The 17,936-nt window shown below is 71.9% G+C and carries 16 protein-coding genes and 1 pseudogene; 8 read left to right on the top strand and 9 right to left on the bottom strand.

Annotated elements, in window-relative coordinates; all coding sequences use genetic code 11:
- Positions 1 to 319: 319 nt before the first annotated feature.
- Positions 320 to 655: a WhiB family transcriptional regulator gene (locus ACLHRZ_RS24190; RefSeq protein ID WP_336410594.1), complete on the top strand. Its 336-nt coding sequence runs from the start codon at positions 320 to 322 to the stop codon at positions 653 to 655.
- Between the two features lie 286 nt (positions 656 to 941).
- Here ACLHRZ_RS24190 and bagB read toward each other — a convergent pair.
- Positions 942 to 2,357, bottom strand: a pseudogene (gene bagB, locus ACLHRZ_RS24185) (ATPase BagB); the annotation flags it as partial.
- The gene (gene bagA / locus ACLHRZ_RS24180) at positions 2,354 to 3,331 is read right to left on the bottom strand and encodes an ATPase BagA (RefSeq protein WP_490420584.1); all 978 of its coding nucleotides are present in this window, start codon (positions 3,329 to 3,331) and stop codon (positions 2,354 to 2,356) included. The pseudogene bagB and the gene bagA, both read right to left, overlap by 4 nt.
- A gap of 172 nt (positions 3,332 to 3,503) precedes the next feature.
- Here bagA and sp36 point away from each other — a divergent pair, with 172 nt between their 5' ends.
- From sp36 to ACLHRZ_RS24160, 4 genes are all read left to right on the top strand, one after another.
- A complete protein-coding gene (sp36, locus tag ACLHRZ_RS24175; protein WP_171085219.1) occupies positions 3,504 to 3,662 on the top strand; it encodes a Sp36 family protein in 159 nt (52 codons plus the stop codon).
- A complete protein-coding gene (locus ACLHRZ_RS24170; RefSeq protein ID WP_490420583.1) occupies positions 3,659 to 4,123 on the top strand; it encodes a RidA family protein in 465 nt (154 codons plus the stop codon). The genes sp36 and ACLHRZ_RS24170 overlap by 4 nt, the downstream gene beginning before the upstream one ends.
- 79 nt (positions 4,124 to 4,202) lie before the next feature.
- Positions 4,203 to 5,117: an NUDIX hydrolase gene (locus ACLHRZ_RS24165; protein ID WP_490420582.1), complete on the top strand. Its 915-nt coding sequence runs from the start codon at positions 4,203 to 4,205 to the stop codon at positions 5,115 to 5,117.
- Positions 5,114 to 5,950 (top strand): MBL fold metallo-hydrolase, encoded by an 837-nt coding sequence (locus ACLHRZ_RS24160; protein ID WP_490420581.1) that lies wholly within the window; start codon positions 5,114 to 5,116, stop codon positions 5,948 to 5,950. Before ACLHRZ_RS24165 ends, ACLHRZ_RS24160 begins: the two co-directional genes overlap by 4 nt.
- An 87-nt stretch (positions 5,951 to 6,037) precedes the next feature.
- On the opposite strand, the gene ACLHRZ_RS24155 is transcribed toward ACLHRZ_RS24160, so the two are convergent.
- Complete coding sequence (locus ACLHRZ_RS24155) at positions 6,038 to 6,712, bottom strand: Crp/Fnr family transcriptional regulator (RefSeq protein WP_004939715.1); 675 nt, start codon at positions 6,710 to 6,712, stop codon at positions 6,038 to 6,040.
- Positions 6,713 to 6,962: 250 nt separating this feature from the next.
- Between ACLHRZ_RS24155 and nth the strand changes: the two genes are divergently transcribed.
- The 3 genes from nth to ACLHRZ_RS24140 all read left to right on the top strand — a co-directional run bounded on the left by nth (position 6,963) and on the right by ACLHRZ_RS24140 (position 9,795).
- Complete coding sequence (gene nth / locus ACLHRZ_RS24150; RefSeq protein WP_490420616.1) at positions 6,963 to 7,796, top strand: endonuclease III; 834 nt, start codon at positions 6,963 to 6,965, stop codon at positions 7,794 to 7,796.
- 13 nt (positions 7,797 to 7,809) lie between these two features.
- A complete protein-coding gene (locus ACLHRZ_RS24145; protein ID WP_490420615.1) occupies positions 7,810 to 8,511 on the top strand; it encodes an NUDIX hydrolase in 702 nt (233 codons plus the stop codon).
- Positions 8,512 to 8,595: 84 nt separating this feature from the next.
- Positions 8,596 to 9,795, top strand: coding sequence for a MarP family serine protease (locus ACLHRZ_RS24140; protein WP_490420580.1), 1,200 nt, complete (start codon positions 8,596 to 8,598; stop codon positions 9,793 to 9,795).
- 58 nt (positions 9,796 to 9,853) lie between these two features.
- Here the strand turns inward: ACLHRZ_RS24140 and ACLHRZ_RS24135 are convergent, their stop codons facing one another.
- The 6 genes from ACLHRZ_RS24135 to ACLHRZ_RS24110 form a co-directional block, all read right to left on the bottom strand.
- Entirely contained in the window at positions 9,854 to 10,054 is a 201-nt protein-coding gene (locus ACLHRZ_RS24135) for a hypothetical protein (RefSeq protein WP_336410603.1), read from the bottom strand.
- Positions 10,055 to 10,187: 133 nt separating this feature from the next.
- Complete coding sequence (locus tag ACLHRZ_RS24130; RefSeq protein ID WP_490420579.1) at positions 10,188 to 11,186, bottom strand: alpha/beta fold hydrolase; 999 nt, start codon at positions 11,184 to 11,186, stop codon at positions 10,188 to 10,190.
- Entirely contained in the window at positions 11,183 to 11,641 is a 459-nt protein-coding gene (locus ACLHRZ_RS24125) for a phage holin family protein (protein WP_490420578.1), read from the bottom strand. The genes ACLHRZ_RS24130 and ACLHRZ_RS24125 overlap by 4 nt, the downstream gene beginning before the upstream one ends.
- A gap of 116 nt (positions 11,642 to 11,757) precedes the next feature.
- Positions 11,758 to 13,155: a Na+/H+ antiporter NhaA gene (gene nhaA / locus ACLHRZ_RS24120; RefSeq protein ID WP_490420577.1), complete on the bottom strand. Its 1,398-nt coding sequence runs from the start codon at positions 13,153 to 13,155 to the stop codon at positions 11,758 to 11,760.
- A 224-nt stretch (positions 13,156 to 13,379) separates the two neighbouring features.
- Positions 13,380 to 15,353 (bottom strand): acetate--CoA ligase, encoded by a 1,974-nt coding sequence (gene acs / locus ACLHRZ_RS24115; RefSeq protein ID WP_490420576.1) that lies wholly within the window; start codon positions 15,351 to 15,353, stop codon positions 13,380 to 13,382.
- A gap of 143 nt (positions 15,354 to 15,496) precedes the next feature.
- Positions 15,497 to 17,689 carry a carbonic anhydrase gene (locus tag ACLHRZ_RS24110; RefSeq protein ID WP_490420575.1) on the bottom strand — a complete coding sequence of 731 codons (2,193 nt, stop codon included), beginning with the start codon at positions 17,687 to 17,689 and terminating at the stop codon, positions 15,497 to 15,499.
- Positions 17,690 to 17,936: the final 247 nt, after the last annotated feature.

Here is a 17,936-nt window from a genome sequence, read left to right as displayed (position 1 = left end):
AGTCACTGCGATGCGCTCCAGCATCACCCTCGCCCTCACTCTTGTGGGTGATGAGGTGTGTCCGTATTGCCGCCTGTGTCGGTGGTTGCCCGCTGCGAGGCGGGCGAAACGCCCTCGTATGCAGGGGAAAGTCGCTGATGTCGTCAGCTCACTCCGTTGGGTGATCTGCCGCGTACGCATAGTCCGTTCGGGCCATTCAAGATTGGGCCCGAAGGGGGTGTTGCCCCCTGTCCGCCTTCCGTAACGTCCTCAACTGGCAACGGTGAATATGCCGCTGCCGCCGTGGGGGAGCCTCGATTCGGGAGAGGACGGCGCCAGCATGAGCTGGGTAACCGACTGGAGTGCGCAGGCCGCCTGCCGCACGACCGATCCGGATGAACTATTCGTTCAGGGCGCAGCGCAGAACAGGGCCAAGGCGGTCTGCACCGGCTGCCCGGTGCGCACGGAGTGCCTGGCCGACGCGTTGGACAACCGCGTCGAGTTCGGGGTGTGGGGCGGGATGACCGAGCGCGAGCGCCGGGCCCTGCTGCGGCGCAGGCCGACCGTCACCTCCTGGCGCAGGCTCCTGGAGACGGCCCGCACGGAGTACGAGCGCGGCGCCGGCATCCTGCCCCTCGGCGACGAGGAGTACGACGAGTACGCCGCCGTGGGCTAGCCGCCCCGCTGCCCTGCAGCAGCACAGCGGCCCGCCCGGCTGATGCGCTCCGCTACGGCATACCGGCGTCTGCACAACCGGCGTCCACGACATGCCGATGCTACGGCGTGCCGGCCCCTTCACTGCCGTCGGCCGTGCCGACCGTGGCGTTCACGGTCCCGGTGGCGTCGGTCCGTCTGCCGCCCTCGGCGTCCTCGGTCTCCCCGGCTTCCTGGGCTTCCTGCGCAGTGGCTCCCTCCGCCGCGCTCTCCGTGCCCTCCGTCGTGCCGTGGTCCGCGGACTGTGCGGCCAGCCGTTCGCCGATCGAGCGCAGCCCCACGAGGTCGTGCACATCGCCGGGCAGGGCCGCCACTTCCGCCACCGGCACCTCCGGATGGAGGGCGGTGAAACGGTCCCGCGTGCGGCGCTCGCGGGCGAGTACCTGCATGCGCTCGGCGTGCAGCCGCAGCAGCCCGGCGGCGATCCGTGCAGCGGAGCCGTCCGCGGTGCCGGTCGGGACGTCCGGCACCGGTGAGGGCGGCGATGCGGAAGGTGCTCCTGGCGACACGGGCTGGGGGAAGCCGCTCTCGGGAGAGGACGTGTCGGTGGGAGCGAGGGTGCCAGGGTCGTCAGCGGTACGTGAGCCAGCTTGCCCGCTGTCACGATCCACAATGCCGGAGCCGTCAAGATTTTCTGGGTATTCCGATGGTCGCGTGATCCCAACGGGGGCTGCGCTCCGCCCGGTTCGCCCGTTCCCCCCGGGGCCGCTGTCCCCGCCGGAGGCGTCCGCCAGCACCTCGGCCGCGGCCAGGGCGCGCTCCGCCGAGAGTTCCGCCGCCCCGCTGCCGTGCACCCTGTTCAGCACGAGCCCGGCCAGCGGCATGCGCTCCGCGGCCAGCCGCTCGACGAAGTAGGCGGCCTCCCGCAGCGCGTCCCGCTCGGGCGCGGCGACGACCAGGAAGGCGGTGCCGGGCGCCTGCAGCAGCCGGTAGGTGGCATCAGCACGGGTACGGAAGCCACCGAACATGGTGTCCATCGCAGCGACGAAGGTCTGTACGTCGCGGAGGAGTTGAGCACCCATCAATTTGTTCAGGGGGCCGCTCATCATCGACATGCCGACGCCCAGGAACTTCATCCCGGCCCGGCCGCCGATCTTCGCCGGCGCCATCAGCACTTTGATCAACTTGCCGTTCAGGAACGACCCCAGGCGCCCGGGGGCGTCCAGGAAGTCCAGCGCCGAGCGGCTGGGCGGGGTGTCCACGACGATCAGGTCCCACTCGTCCCGCGAGCGGAGCTGGCCGAGCTTCTCCATGGCCATGTACTCCTGCGTGCCGGCGAAACCGGCCGACAGGGACTGGTAGAAGGGGTTCTCCAGGATCGCCCGGGCGCGCTCCGGGTCGGCGTGCGCCTCGACGATCTCGTCGAAGGTCCGCTTCATGTCCAGCATCATGGCGTGCAGTTCACCGCCCGCCGACGTGTCGATGCCGGGCACCCGGCGCGGCACGTTGTCGAGTTCCTCGATGCCCATCGACTGGGCGAGCCTGCGGGCCGGGTCGATGGTGAGGACGACGGCCTTCCGGCCGCGCTCGGCGGCCCGCACCCCCAGCGCCGCCGCCGTGGTGGTCTTGCCGACGCCGCCGGAGCCGCAGCACACGACGATGCGGGTCCGGGGGTTGTCCAGAACGGGGTCGATGTCGAGCACCGTCGTGTCATCCAGGCTCACCGGCCGACTCCTTGCGTCCGCAGTTCGCGTGCCATGCGGTACAGACCCGCCAGGTCCACGCCGTCGCCGAGCAGTTCGAGTTCGTAGGAGGGCAGGTCCAGCTTGGCGATCTCCGCGCGGCCCTGCTGCTCCAGCGCGAGCCGCTCGGTGTGCTCGCGGGCCTGATCGAGCAGCGGACCGACCAGGGGCTCCGCCGCATTGCCGGAGCCCGTGCGCCCCAGCGCGTGCGCCAGGGCGCCCGCCACGGCCGTACGACGGCCGTTGGCGGCGGCCTCGACGGCGGCCTCGTCCAGGACACCGGGCCGGACCATGTTGACGACGACCCCGCCGACCGGAAGGTTCGCCGCGCGCAGCTCGGCTATGCCGTCCACCGTCTCCTGGACCGGCATCTCCTCCAGCAGCGTCACCAAGTGCACAGCCGTCTCGGGCGACTTGAGGACGCGCATGACGGCCTGCGCCTGGTTGTGGATCGGCCCGATCCGGGCCAGACCCGCCACTTCGTCGTTCACGTTGAGGAAACGGGTGACCCGTCCGGTGGGCGGTGCGTCCATCACGACGTGGTCGTAGACGAACGCGCCGGAACGGTCCTTCCTGCGGACCGCCTCGCACGCCTTGCCGGTCAGCAGGACGTCCCGCAGGCCGGGTGCGATCGTCGTGGCGAAGTCGATCGCACCGAGTTTCTTCAGCGCCCGCCCGGCGCTGCCGAGCTTGTAGAACATGTGGAGGTAGTCGAGCAGGGCCCGTTCGGCGTCGATGGCGAGTGCGTACACCTCGCCGCCGCCCGGTGCCACGGCGATCTTCCGCTCCTCATAGGGCAGTGCCTCCGTCTCGAAGAGCTGCGCGATGCCCTGCCGGCCTTCGACTTCGACCAGCAGTGTGCGTTTTCCCTCGGCGGCGAGGGCAAGCGCGAGGGCTGCGGCGACCGTGGTCTTGCCGGTACCGCCCTTGCCGCTGACGACATGGAGCCTGGTCATGGATCGGAGCCTAATTCGTTTGCAACAGCCCCGGGGACGGCAGGGTGCAGTCTCCGGGATGTTCGAGTGGTGAGGGTCGTCACGCCTTTTCGGAGCGCGGCGTGTGATGCCTAACCAAGTGCCGCGCGGGCTACGCACGAGGCTGTCGGTGGCAGGCATTACAGTCGGGCGCATGACCAAGTGGGAATACGCGACCGTGCCGCTGCTGGTGCACGCGACCAAGCAGATTCTGGACACCTGGGGCGAGGACGGCTGGGAGCTCGTCCAGGTCGTGCCCGGGCCGAACAACCCCGAGCAGTTGGTGGCCTACCTGAAGCGGCCGAAGCAGTGAGCGCCGTCGAGGGCAGGCTTGCCGAGCTCGGTCTGACGCTTCCTGACGTCGTGCCGCCGCTCGCCGCGTACCAGCCGGCCGTGCGGTCGGGTGCGTACGTGTACACCGCCGGCCAGCTGCCCATGGTCAAGGGTGCGATCCCGCTGACCGGCAAGGTAGGCGCCGAGGTGAGCGCCGAGCAGGCCAAGGAGCTCGCGGGCGTCTGCGCGCTGAACGCTCTGGCGGCCGTGAAGTCCGTCATCGGCGATCTGGACAAGCTCGTCCGGGTGGTCAAGGTCGTGGGCTTCGTCGCCTCCGCGCCGGACTTCACCGGGCAGCCGGGTGTGCTCAACGGTGCGAGCGAGCTGCTGGGCGAGGTCCTGGGCGAGAAGGGCGTGCACGCGCGCTCGGCCGTCGGCGTGGCCGTCCTGCCGCTGGACGCGCCGGTCGAGGTCGAGATCGTGGTGGAGGTGCAGGACTGACGGTCCTGCTGTTCTCCGCAAGACCTTGTTCGCTCGAAGTCCTCTCGAACATCCGCGCATGAGCGCATAGCATCCGGCCATGTCGACTTCGAACGGCCAGTGGTACCCGCCGGAGTGGCCGGACCGGATCAGAGCGCTCGCGCGCGGCGAGCTCCGGCCCGTGGCGCCGCGCCGCGCCGCGACCGTCCTGCTGCTGCGTGCCGGAGCGGACGGCCGCCCGGTCGTCCACATGCTGCGCAGACGCGCCTCCATGGCCTTCGCCGGAGGCGCGTACGCGTATCCGGGCGGCTCCGTGGACCCGCGTGACGAACGGGACGTCCCCTGGGCGGGCCCGTCCCCGTCCGACTGGGCGCAGCGGCTGGGCACCGGGCCCGCCGAGGCCCAGGCCATCGTCTGCGCCGCGGTCCGCGAGACGTTCGAGGAGGCGGGCGTCCTGCTGGCCGGCCCCGCACCGGAGACGGTCGTCGCGGACACCACGGGCGAGGGCTGGGAGGCCGACCGGGCCGCGCTGGTCAGCCGCGAGCTGTCGTTCGCCGACTTCCTCGAACGGCGCGGGCTGCTGCTGCGCAGCGACCTCCTCGGCGCCTGGGCGCGCTGGATCACCCCGGAGTTCGAGCCCCGCCGCTACGACACCTGGTTCTTCGTGGCCGCGCTCCCCGAGGGCCAGCGCACCCGCAACGCCTCCACGGAGGCCGACCGCACGGTGTGGACCACCCCCACCGACGCCGCCGCCGGCTACGACCGAGGCGAGCTGCTGATGATGCCGCCGACCATCTCCACCCTGCGTGCCCTGCAGTCGTACGCGAGCGTCCCGGAGGTCCTGGCGGCGGCGCCCGGGCGGGATCTCACGCCCGTGCTCGCCCGTGCCCGCCTCACGGGCGGCGAGATCGTGCTGAGCTGGCCGGGGCACGACGAGTTCACCCGGCACGTCGAGCAGACCCCCGACCGCGCCGCCGGGCGCACCCCTCCCGGACCCTCAGGAGCCGACGCATGACGTACGCAACCGACCTCCCCGGACGGCCGCGCCCGGGCGCCATCGGCGGCCCCGCGACCGAGCGCGCGGTCTGCGTGCTCGCACCCAACCCGTCCGCCATGACGCTCGACGGCACCAACACCTGGATCGTCTCCGAACCCGGCTCCGACCTCGCCGTCGTCATCGACCCGGGCCCGCCGGACGAGACGCACCTCCGGACGGTCGTCTCCACCGCCGAGTCGGCGGGCAAGCGCATCGCCCTGACCCTGCTCACCCACGGCCACGCCGACCACTCGGGCGGCGCCGCCCGGTTCGCCGAACTGACGGGGACGGCCGTCCGGGCGCTGGACCCGGCGCTGCGCCTGGGCCGCGAGGGGCTCGGCATCGGCGACGTCATCACGACCGGCGGCCTGGAACTGCACGTGCTGTCCACACCGGGGCACACGGCCGACTCGCTGTGCTTCCATCTGCCCGCCGACCGGGCGGTCTTCACGGGCGACACGGTGCTCGGCCGCGGCACCACGGTCGTCGCGCACCCCGACGGGCGGCTGGGCGACTACGTCGACTCGCTGCGCAGGCTGCGCTCGCTCGCGGTCGACGAGGACGTGACCACCGTGCTGCCCGGCCACGGTCCGGTGCTGGACGACGCCCGGGGCGCCGTCGAGTTCTATCTGGCCCACCGGGCCAAGCGTCTGGCCCAGGTCGAGACGGCGGTCGAGAACGGCTACCGCACGGCCGCCGAGGTCGTGGCGCACGTGTACGCGGACGTCGACCGCGCGCTGTGGCCCGCGGCCGAGCTGTCGGTGCGGGCGCAGCTGGACTACCTGGACGAGCACGGCCTGATCGGCGATTGACGGCGCGCCCTCATGGCCAGGGCCCCGTCCCGCACGTCACGTGTGCGGGACGGGGCCCTGGTGCGCCGATGTCCGGCCGTCGCCGGGTCAGCGCGAGCGCTTGGCGAGCCGCTCCACGTCCAGCAGGATCACGGCACGGGCCTCCAGGCGGAGCCAGCCGCGGCCGGCGAAGTCCGCGAGGGCCTTGTTGACGGTCTCCCGGGAGGCGCCGACGAGCTGCGCGAGCTCCTCCTGGGTGAGGTCGTGCACCACGTGGATGCCTTCCTCGGACTGCACGCCGAAGCGGCGCGACAGGTCGAGCAGGGCCTTGGCGACGCGGCCGGGGACGTCCGAGAAGACGAGGTCCGACATCGAGTCGTTGGTGCGGCGCAGACGGCGGGCGACGGCACGCAGCAGCGCGGTGGCCACCTCGGGGCGGGCGTTGAGCCAGGGCTGCAGGTCGCCGTGGCCCAGGCCGAGCAGCTTGACCTCGGTCAGCGCGGTGGCGGTGGCGGTGCGCGGGCCGGGGTCGAAGAGGGACAGCTCGCCGATGAGCTCGCCGGGGCCCAGGACCGCCAGCATGTTCTCGCGGCCGTCGGGGGAGGTGCGGTGGAGCTTCACCTTGCCCTCGGTCACCACGTAGAGGCGGTCGCCCGGGTCGCCTTCGTGGAACAGGGCGTCGCCCCTCGCGAGGGTGACCTCGCCCATGGAGGCGCGCAGCTCAGCGGCCTGCTCGTCATCGAGCGCCGCGAAGAGCGGGGCGCGCCGCAGAACGTCGTCCACGAGTTCTCTCCTTGTCGACATGCACAGGGGACCGTGGTCCCCATGATGCCCGTCGGTAAAACTGTGTGATCAAACACAAGTGTGGCGCATCGTCGCACGAAGCCCTACGGCAGGGGTCCGATTGGGCTGTGGTTTTCCTGCGGCCGGGGCGGATGTCGGTGCTGGGCTTTAGTCTGGCCGGGTGTCCAATACGCCGGTGAGAGCACAGGGCAAGGGGGCCGGGAGGGTGACCTCGGCCGGTAATTCTGCTGTGGGCGAACGCGCCCCGGCAAAAGCCGCGAAGGGTGTGGCAGGGGGTAAACGGAAGCCCGCCGCGGGGCCCGAGTCGCGGACGGCGCTGGTCCGCCGCGCCCGCCGGATCAACCGCGAGCTCGCCGAGGTCTATCCGTACGCCCACCCCGAGCTGGACTTCGGGAATCCCTTCGAGCTCCTGGTCGCCACGGTCCTCTCCGCACAGACCACGGACCTGCGCGTCAACCAGACCACCCCCGCGCTCTTCGCCGCCTACCCCACGCCCGAGGACCTGGCGGCCGCCGACCCCGAGACGCTGGAGCAACTGATCCGGCCGACGGGCTTCTTCCGCGCCAAGGCCAAGTCCCTCATAGGGCTCTCCACCGCCCTGCGCGACCGCTTCGGCGGCGAGGTGCCGGGCCGCCTGGAGGATCTGGTGTCCCTCCCCGGCGTCGGCCGCAAGACCGCCAACGTGGTGCTGGGAAACGCCTTCGGCGTCCCTGGCGTCACCGTGGACACGCACTTCGGACGGCTCGTCCGGCGCTGGAAGTGGACGGAGCAGGAGGACCCGGAGAAGGTCGAGGCGGAGGTCTGCGCCCTCTTCCCCAAGAGCGAGTGGACGATGCTCTCGCACCGGGTCATCTTCCACGGCCGGCGCGTGTGCCACGCGCGCAGGCCCGCCTGTGGCGCCTGCCCGATCGCCCCGCTCTGCCCGGCGTACGGAGAGGGCGAGACGGACCCGGAGAAGGCCAGGAAGCTGCTCAAGTACGAGATGGGCGGCGGTCCGGGCCAGCGGCTCAAGCCCCCGCCGGACTTCCCGGGCCCGCCCGCGCCCCCGCTGGGAGCCGAATGACATGGCGAAACGCATGACGAGCGCCTGCGGCGGGGAGGTCCGCCGGACCGCGGGAGCCGAAGTGAGCACCGAGGGGCTCCCGGAATGGCTGGATCCCCTCGTACAGGTCTCCGAGACGATCCGGCCGCAGCAGCTCAGCCGCTTCCTGCCGCCGCAGGAGGGCGGCCGGCAGTCCGCCGTGCTGGTGCTCTTCGGCGAGGGCGAACGGGGCCCGGAGCTGCTGCTCCTGGAGCGCGCCGGGACCCTGCGCTCGCACGCCGGCCAGCCGTCCTTCCCCGGCGGCGCCCTCGACCCGGAGGATGGCGATCCGGCCGGCAGCGGGCCGGTGCGGGCCGCGCTGCGCGAGGCGGAGGAGGAGACCGGCCTCGACCCCTCCGGGGTCCGGGTCTTCGGCGTGCTGCCCCGGCTCTACATCCCCGTCAGCGACTTCGTCGTCACGCCGGTCCTCGGCTGGTGGCGCGCGCCCAGCGCGGTCGGGCCGGTCGACCCGCGGGAGACGGCCCGGGTCTTCACCGTCCCGGTCGCCGAGCTGACGGACCCGCGCAACCGCGCGACGGCCGTCCACCCCAGCGGCCACCAGGGCCCGGTCTTCAGCGTCGGTGACGCCGTCGTCTGGGGGTTCACCGCCGGCGTGATCGACCGGCTGCTGCACTACGCGGGCTGGGAGCGCCCCTGGGACCGCGAGCGGCAGGTACCGGTGGACTGGCGTGGCTGACGGGCATGAGACGGTGACCTCCGCGCCACCCCACCCCCGGAAGCCGGCGACCCGGCCGACCATCCCCGAGCGAGGCATTTTTCGGTGAACGTGCTGGACATCGTGCTGCTGCTCGCCGCCGTGTGGTTCGCGGTCGTCGGCTACCGCCAGGGGTTCGTCGTCGGCGTGCTCTCGGTGATCGGTTTCCTCGGCGGCGGGCTGGCCGCGGTCTACGCCCTGCCCGTGATCTGGGACAGCGCCACCGGCGGTTCCCCTCCGGGCGGCGTCGCGGCCATCGCGGCCGTGGCCATCGTCATCGTCTGCGCCTCCGTGGGCCAGGCCGCCACCACCCACCTCGGCAACAAGCTGCGCCGGCACATCACCTGGTCCCCGGCCCGGGCCCTGGACGCCACGGGCGGCGCGCTCGTCAACGTCGTCGCCATGCTGCTGGTCGCCTGGCTGATCGGCTCCGCCCTCGCCGGGACGTCCCTGCCCACGCTGGGCAAGGAGGTCCGCAGCTCCAAGGTGCTGCTCGGCGTCGCGCGGGTGGTCCCGCAGCAGGCCAACACCTGGTTCGCGGACTTCAGCACCGTCCTCGCGCAGAACGGCTTCCCGCAGGTCTTCGCGCCGTTCTCGACCGAGCCCATCACCTCGGTGCCCGCGCCCGACCCGGCGCTCGCGGGCAGCCCCGTCGCCGCCGAGGCCCAGCGCAGCATCGTCAAGGTCGTCGGCAACGCACCCGGCTGCGGCAAGGTCCTGGAGGGCAGCGGCTTCGTCTTCGCGCCGGGCCGGGTGATGACCAACGCCCATGTCGTCGGCGGCGTGGACGAACCCACCGTGCAGATCGGCGGCCAGGGCAGGCTGCACGAGGCGCGCGTCGTGCTCTACGACTGGAAGCGCGACATCGCCGTCCTCGACGTGCCGTCACTCGACGCGCCCGTCCTGCACTTCGCCGGTTCCGACGCGGAGAGCGGCAAGAGCGCCATCGTGGCCGGCTTCCCCGAGAACGGTGCCTACGACGTGCGCTCGGCCCGCATCCGCAGCCGAGTTCAGGCCAACGGTCCGGACATCTACCACCGCGGCAACGTCCGTCGCGACGTCTACTCGCTCTACGCCACCGTGCGGCAGGGCAACTCCGGCGGCCCGCTGCTCACTCCGGAGGGCAAGGTCTACGGAGTGGTCTTCGCCAAGTCCCTCGACGACGCCGACACCGGCTACGCCCTCACCGCGGACGAGGTGCGCGAGGACGCCGTGAACGGCCGTACGGCGACGGGCAGAGCGGACACGCAGGGCTGCGCCCTCTGACGCGGGCCCTGCGGGTGTCTTACGGGGGTGGGCTCTGCCCGGAACCGGGAAGGTGCGCTCAGCGGCTGCGCGGATGGCGCAGCCGCGCCGAGACCCAGCGGGCGCGGCGGTGGATGATGCGCGGGATGCCGATGCGGGGATCGTGCCCGGCCTCCGGCCGGTGACCGCCCCGCTCGGGCGCCTCCGTCACAGCCAGCGCGGCATCACCCTTGGTGCTGCGCTCCTGCGTCACGTCACGGTAGTCGTGCGTCCAGCCCATACCGAAAGCTCTGCCCGGGCCCGGAGGTCGGTAATCGCCTGCGGGTCCGGCAATTGGCCTATGCGCCGGGCAAGTGGCCGCCGGACCCGGACCCGGTCCGGCGGCTTCAGCGGTCGGCCGGGCCGGGTGGCACCTAACGGTCGGGTTCCGGGTCCTTCAGCCAGCTGACGAGCTCCGACGAGAACGCCGCCGGATCCTCCTCGTGCGGGAAGTGCCCCAGCCCGTCGAAGAGGCGCCAGCGGTACGGCGCCTCCACGTACTCGCCGGAGCCCGCGGCGCTGCGCGTGCGCATCACCGGATCGAGGGATCCGTGCAGGTGCAGCGTGGGCACCCGCACCGGCCGCTTCATCCGGCGGTTGAACTGGACGCCGTCCGGACGTGCCATCGACCGCACCATCCAGCGGTACGGCTCGATCGAGCAGTGCGCCGTCGAGGGGATCGACATGGCCCGTCGGTAGACCTCGACCGCCTCGTCGTCCGGCAGCCGCGGCCCCGACCAGTCCCGTACCAGCCGGCCCACCAGCGCTGCGTCGTCGGCGACCAGCTGACGCTCCGGCAGCCACGGCCGCTGGAACCCCCACACGTAGGAGCCCGCCGCGCTCTGCCGGACGTCGGTGAGCATCGCGGAGCGCCAGCGGCGCGGGTGCGGCATCGAGGACACCGCGAGCCGGCGCACCAGCTTGGGCCGCATCACGGCCGCGGTCCATGCCAGGTAGCCGCCCAGGTCGTGGCCGACGAGCGCGGCGTCGGGCTCGCCGAGGGAGCGGATCACCCCGGTGATGTCGAGGGCCAGGTTCGCCGGGTCGTAGCCCCGGGGCGTACGGTCGCTGCCGCCCACCCCGCGCAGGTCCATGGCGACCGCACGGAACCCCGCCTCCGCGAGGGCGGGCAGCTGATGGCGCCAGGTCCACCAGAACTGCGGGAAGCCGTGCAACAGCAGCACCAGCGGCCCCTCGCCCATCTCGGCGATGTGGAACCGTGCCCCGTTCGCCGCGACCTCCCGGTGGGTCCATGGGCCGTCGGGACGGACGACCGAGGCGGGGGAGGCCGTGGCGGCCGACGGGAGACCCGGAACGGCGGGCCTGTCGGGGTCGCGGGACGCGGGCGCTGCAGGAGAGTCGGGCACCGTCATACGGACGAGCGTGTCACAGATGCGTCCGTCCGGCTGGTGTCGGCCGGAGAACGCGGGTGCGGCTTGACGGCGCCGAGCACCGCCGCCGTCTCGCGCGCCGAGGCGATGCTCTTCTCAGGCTTCGAGATCTTCTTGAACTTGGCCACGGCCAGCAGCCCGAGCACGGCGGCGATCAGCAGGAACGCTGCGCCGGTGATCAGGAAGGACCAGGCGAGCCCCAGGCCGAGGTTGTGGATCCCGTACGCCGCCGCGAAGCTGAGCACCGGCAGGGAGAACAGCGCCAGGGCTCCCGCGGCGGCGATCGCGCCGCCGCCGATGCCCAGCCGCCGCGCGTCCTCCCTCAGCTCGGCCTTGGCCAGCGCGATCTCGTCGTGCATCAGCGCGGACAGCTCGGTGGTCGCCGTCGCCACCAGCTGGCCGAGGCTGCGGTTCGCGCCGTCGTCGGCTGCGCTCATCGGCTGCTCCCTCATCGTCATCAGCTTCGTCCTCCGCGGAGATCCGGCGAGTACCTACCCACCGTGCGTACGGCGGGCCGGTTTTCGCGGGTTCCGCAGAGGTAAAGACTCTCAGATCATGCCGGACCATCCTCGCCGGTGGGGCGCCCTGCGGCGACTTGCGCCAGCCTGCGGTGCTCGGCGGCCTTCGCCTCGAGGAGCGCTGCCATGCGCAGGTGGTAGTCGGGGTTGCCCTGCTCGTAGATGTCCGGGATGCCGTCGTGGTCCTCGTCCCGGTCCTCGTCGGCGCAGAGCTTCTTGTACTTGTTGTCGCGCAGCTTGAGCAGGGTGGCGGCGAGGACCGCCGCCGTCAGGGACCCGACCAGCACGGCCGCCTTGATCTCGGCCGTCAGCACGTCGTCGCCGGCGAAGGCGAGCTCGCCGATCAGCAGGGACACCGTGAAGCCGATGCCGGCCAGCGTGGCCACGGCGAACACGTCCGGCCACTTGAGGTCCGGGTTCAGCTCCGCCCTGGTGAACCGTGCGGCCGTCCAGGTGCCGCCGAAGACGCCGATCGCCTTGCCGAGCACCAGGCCGAGCACGACGCCGAGCGTCTCGGGCCGCCGGAAGACGTCCGACAGTGCGCCGCCGGACAGTGCCACGCCCGCCGAGAAGAGTGCGAACAGCGGTACGGCCAGGCCTGCCGAGAGGGGGCGCACGAGGTGCTCGATGTGCTCGCCGGGGGAGTGCCGCTCGTCGTCGTGCCGGGTGCAGCGCAGCATCAGGCCCATGGCGACGCCCGCGATGGTCGCGTGCACGCCGCTGTTGTACATCAGCGCCCAGTTGACCACCGCCAGCGGGACGTAGACGTACCAGCCGCGCACCCCCTTGCGCAGCAGCAGCCAGAAGACGGCCAGCCCCAGCACGGCGAAGCCCAGCGCTGCAAAGTTGATCTTCTGGGTGAAGAAGATCGCGATGATCAGGATGGCGAACAGGTCGTCGACGACCGCGAGCGTCAGCAGGAACGCGCGCAGCGCCGAGGGCAGGGACGTGCCGATGACGGCCAGCACGGCGAGGGCGAAGGCGATGTCGGTGGCGGTGGGCACGGCCCAGCCGCCCAGGGAACCGCCGCCGCTCTTCGCGACCGTGAAGTAGACGATCGCCGGCGCCGCCATGCCGCAGATCGCGGCGACCACGGGCAGCAGGGCGGCCTTGGGATCGCGCAGCTCACCGGCGACCAGCTCGCGCTTGAGCTCGATGCCGGCGACGAAGAAGAAGACCGCCAGCAGGCCGTCGGCCGCCCAGTGCTGGACGGAGAGATTCAGCCCGAGGGAGCCGGGGCCCAGGTGGAAGGACCGGACCGCCTCATAACTCTCCCGCAGTGGGGTGTTCGCCCAGATCAGTGCCGCGACGGCCGCCACCAGCAGCAGCACGCCGCCGACGGTCTCGGTGCGCAGTGCTTCTGCCAGATAGTTCCGTTCGGGCAGGGGCAGCCTGCCGAGGAAGACGGAACGGCGGTTCTTGGGCGCGGCCACGGCGGTGGACCTCCTGGGGGTCGACTGAAACACGTGGGTACACGTGTGCTGTGTGCCGACCAGACTTCCCGGCGCGCCCCTGATTCTTGTCGCGATTTTTACGCGACCAGTACTTACCCTAACCCGAAAGAGTGAGAGGCACCCGGCGGGATGCCGGGTGCCTCTCATGACCGGTGGGTCGGAACAGGGCCTCTGAGCAGTCAGTCCTTGCTGCGGTCCGTGCGTCAGTCCTCGTTGCCGGAGGCCGACGGGAGCTTGGCCTGGATGAGGTCCATGACCGAGGAGTCGGTCAGCGTGGTGACGTCGCCGAGAGTGCGGTTTTCGGCCACGTCGCGCAGCAGCCGGCGCATGATCTTGCCGGAGCGGGTCTTGGGCAGCTCGGCCACCGGCAGGATCCGCTTGGGCTTGGCGATCGGGCCCAGCTGCTTGGCGACGTGCGCCCGCAGCTCCTCGGCCAGACCCTGCTCGTCCTCGCTCGCGACGCCGCTGCGCAGGATGACGAAGGCACAGATCGCCTGGGTGGTCTGCGGGTCGGTGGCGCCGACGACCGCTGCCTCGGCGACCTTGGGGTGCGAGACGAGCGCCGACTCGACCTCGGTGGTGGAAATGTTGTGGCCGGAGACCAGCATCACGTCGTCGACGCGGCCGAGCAGCCAGATGTCGCCGTCCTCGTCCTTCTTGGCGCCGTCGCCCGCGAAGTAACGCCCTTCGAAGCGCGACCAGTAGGTGTCGCGGTACCGCTGGTCGTCGCCCCAGATGGTGCGGAGCATCGAGGGCCACGGCTCGGTGAGCACGAGGTAGCCGCCGTGGCCGTCGGGGACCTCACGGGCCTCGTCGTCCACGACGGTGGCGGCGATGCCGGGCAGCGGCACCTGCGCGGAGCCGGGCTTGGTCTCGGTGACCCCGGGCAGCGGGCTGATCATGATGCCGCCGGTCTCGGTCTGCCACCAGGTGTCCACGACGGGCGTCCGGTCGGCGCCGATGTGCTTGCGGTACCAGACCCAGGCCTCGGGGTTGATGGGCTCGCCGACCGAGCCCAGGATGCGCAGGCTGGACAGGTCGAACTTCGCCGGAATGTCGTCGCCCCACTTCATGGCGGCGCGAATGGCGGTCGGCGCGGTGTAGAGGACGGTGACGCCGTACTTCTGGACGATCTCCCACCAGCGGCCCTGGTGCGGGGAGTCCGGGGTGCCCTCGTAGAGCACCTCCGTCGCGCCGTTGCTCAACGGGCCGTAGACGATGTACGAGTGGCCCGTCACCCAGCCGACGTCGGCCGTGCACCAGAAGACGTCGGACTCCGGCTTGAGGTCGAAGACGGCGTGGTGCGTGTACGAGATCTGGGTGAGGTAGCCGCCGGAGGTGTGCAGGATCCCCTTGGGCTTACCCGTGGTCCCCGAGGTGTAGAGGATGAACAGCGGGTGCTCGGCGTCGAAGGCCTCGGGCGTGTGCTGATCGGACTGGCGCTCGACCAGGTCGTGCCACCAGACGTCGCGGCCCTCGGCCCAGGCGAGGTCCTCCTGGCCGGTGCGGCGGACGACGAGCACGCTGCGGACGTTCTCCGTGCCCGGCCGGGTCAGGGCCTCGTCGACGGCGGGCTTCAGCGGGGAGGCCTTGCCGCGCCGGTAGCCACCGTCGGCGGTGATGACGACGCGGGCGTCGGCATCGACGATGCGGGTCGCCAGCGCGTCGGCGGAGAAACCGCCGAAGACCAGGGAGTGCGGGGCGCCGATGCGGGCACAGGCCAGCATCGAGACGACCGCCTCCGGGATCATCGGCAGGTAGATCGCGACCCGGTCGCCCGCCCGGACACCCAGCTCGGTCAGCGCGTTGGCGGCCTTGGAGACCTCGCGCTGCAGCTCGGCATAGGTGATCGCACGGGTGTCGCCCGGCTCGCCCTCGAAGTACAGGGCCACCCGCTCGCCCAGGCCGTTCTCCACGTGCCGGTCGACGCAGTTGTACGCGACGTTGAGCCTGCCGTCGGCGAACCACTTCGCGAACGGCGGGTTCGACCAGTCCAGCGTCTCCGTCGGCTCGGTCTCCCAGCTCAGTCGCCGGGCCTGCTCGGCCCAGAAGCCCAGCCGGTCCGCCTTCGCCCGCTCGTACGCCTGGGCGGTGACATTGGCCTCCGCGGCCAGACCGGCAGGCGGTGCAAAGCGGCGCTCCTCCTTCAGAAGGTTGGCCAGGCTTTCGTTGCTCACGACATCTCCCTTTTCCAGGGGGCCCGTTGCGTCCCGTCCCATAGCTCATCAGCCCGGGGCACACCCTGACAAGGGGTGTTGGCAAAAACTGGTTTAGACCTCTATTCGGGTGGCCGATCGTGGGGAAGCCGAGGTCAGAGGGGTCAGACGGCATCGAGGACCTCCGGCCGGACGGCGCTGAAGGTGTGTGACCGCTGATCCAGCACATAGGCCTGGGCCCGGGCGACATCGAAGTACATGCCCTGCAGATGGAGCGAACCCTCGGCCACGCGCCGGGCGACACAGGCGTGCGCCATCAGGTGGTCGAGCTGCTGCATCACATTGACGAGGGCGAGCCGCTCCCCGTCGTCGGCCACGGGCCGGTCGTCCAGCGCGACCTCCCCGCGGCCCAGCCGGCCGATGCGCTGCATACGGGCCAGGCTCGGCCGCCCGTGCCGCAGCCACCGGCCGAGCGAGCTCTCCATCGCGGATCCCGGCTGCGGACCGGGAGGGGCGGCGGAGTTGAGCAGCGCCTGCATCGCTCCGCAGCCGGAGTGTCCGCACACCGTGATGGTGCCGACCCGGAGCACGTCGACGGCGTACTCCACGGCCGCCCCGACCGAGTCACAGGTGCCGTCGTTGCCCGGCGGCGGCATCAGGTTCCCCACGTTGCGCACCGTGAACAGATCGCCGGGACCGCTCGATGTGATCATGCTGGTCACCAGCCGGGAGTCGGCGCAGGTGAGGAAGAGGTGCCCGGGGCACTGCCCCTCGCGGGCGAGGCGTGCCAGCTCGTCACGCACCCGTGGCGCGGTGTTCCGCTGGAACGCGCTGACGCCTCCCAGGAGTTGCCGCCCGCCGACCGGCTCGGGCGGTCCGGCCGTGGTGCGGGGGTGGGTGCAGTGGTGGTTGCGCCACGGCGTCCAGGGGTGGCAGACGTGGGAGTCGACGGGCGCCCCGGAAGCGGCGGCGCCGGTGGCCGCGGCACCGGACGCGCGCCCGGAGCCGGCGCGGATGGCCTCGTAGGCCTTGGCGCGGGCGAGCCGCGAGATCCGGCCCAGCGAGAGAAGCACCGTGACGCCCAGCCCCACCGCGAGCCCCTGGAGCACACCGAGCATTGTGACGGAACCGAACGTGGCCCCGTACATGGCGAACTCCCTCCATCCGTGCGGCATCAGCCCGCGGTGGGCGGACACGGCCATCCGCACCCCGGCCACCAGAACCAGGGAGGACAGGGCGACCAGCGGAACCAACTGCAGTGCAACCGCCAGCACCAGAGCCCCCGCGCACACCGGGACCCAAACTCCGTGTGGGATACGTGACGTGGCGGTGTCGATCGGCACGGCCGTGCCTTCGCCCGGTGCCGGTCGTGTGCCGCGGGCGACGGGCAGTCCGCCCAGCAATCCGGACACCAGTGTGGCGAGACCCTGCCCGGCCATCTCGCGGTCCGGCCCGTCGGCGGTTCCGTCCGCGCGCTCCCGCCCTTGCCCGGCGGGCTGTTCGGCCCGGCTCCGGCGCAGGTCCATCACGGCGGGCAGGGACTCCATACCGGCGACCAGAGCGACCGTCAGAACGGCCGCGAAGACTCCCAGGACCGGACCGCCGGGGAGAGTCGTCGGCGCCTGCAACTCCCACGGGGAGAAGGAGACTCGGGGCGCGGCGGTGGCGGCGCCGGCCGCGGTTGCCACGGCCAGGGCCGCGAAGGGGGCGGGGATCCTGTGCAGCCACCGCCCGGTCCGCCCCGGGATCCGGCCCCAGGAGACCGCCACGGCCACGGTGAGGGCGCCGATCAGCAGCGCTTCCGGCCGGGGGTGCGCCAACTGCGGGGGAAGGGTGCCGAGGCTCTCCGGGAACGGCCCTCCTGGGCTGCCGCCCAGGAGGGCGGGCACCTGCCCGAACGCGATGGCCGCACCGACCCCGGCGAGCAGACCGTGTACGACCGCCGGGCCGGCTGCCAGCATCAGGCGGCCCACCCTGGCTGCACCGAGGGCGAGTTGGGCCAGGCCGGCCAGCGCCGTGATCGCACAGGTGACCCGCCAGCCGTAGCGCTGGACCAGCTCCGCGGTCACCACCACCAGCCCGGTGGCGGCGCCGCCCGCCAGGGGCGGCCCCCCGCCGAGCACGGCGGAGACCACGGCCCCCACGGCCACCGCTACAAGGCCTGCCTGGAGCGGTGCACCCGAGGCGAGCGCGATCCCCAGGGAGAGGGGGAGCGCTACTAGGGAGACAGTCACCGAGGTGCGCAGATCCCGGCGCCAGGAGGACACGGGGCGCCTGGCCGGTCCCGCGGGCTCGGGCCGGCGGTGCAGGGAGGAATCGGGCGGGGGCAGGGGTGCAGGAATCGGCTGAGCGTGCATGGTCGTTCCCGTCTTCGTCGGGGCGGCGCGGCCGTGTCGTGGCGCGGCCGTGGTCACGGCGGGCAGCGGCGGGAGCGGCTGCTTCGGCAGGGACTTTCTCAACTCTCAGTAAATGAATCGTAATGGAGAGTAAAGGCCTGGCGGAAGGGCGAGCGGAGCAAGGCGGGCGACCTTCCCTCTAACGCGTGAATCCGTATGTTCTTCGGCTTGTCATACTTTTCTCTCTCCTCGGTTCGTGTGACGTTGG

The organism is Streptomyces sp. AM25, assembly GCF_058146165.1.
Note: the sequence above shows the minus strand (reverse complement) of the source record. Positions and strands in the feature narration are given on the sequence as shown.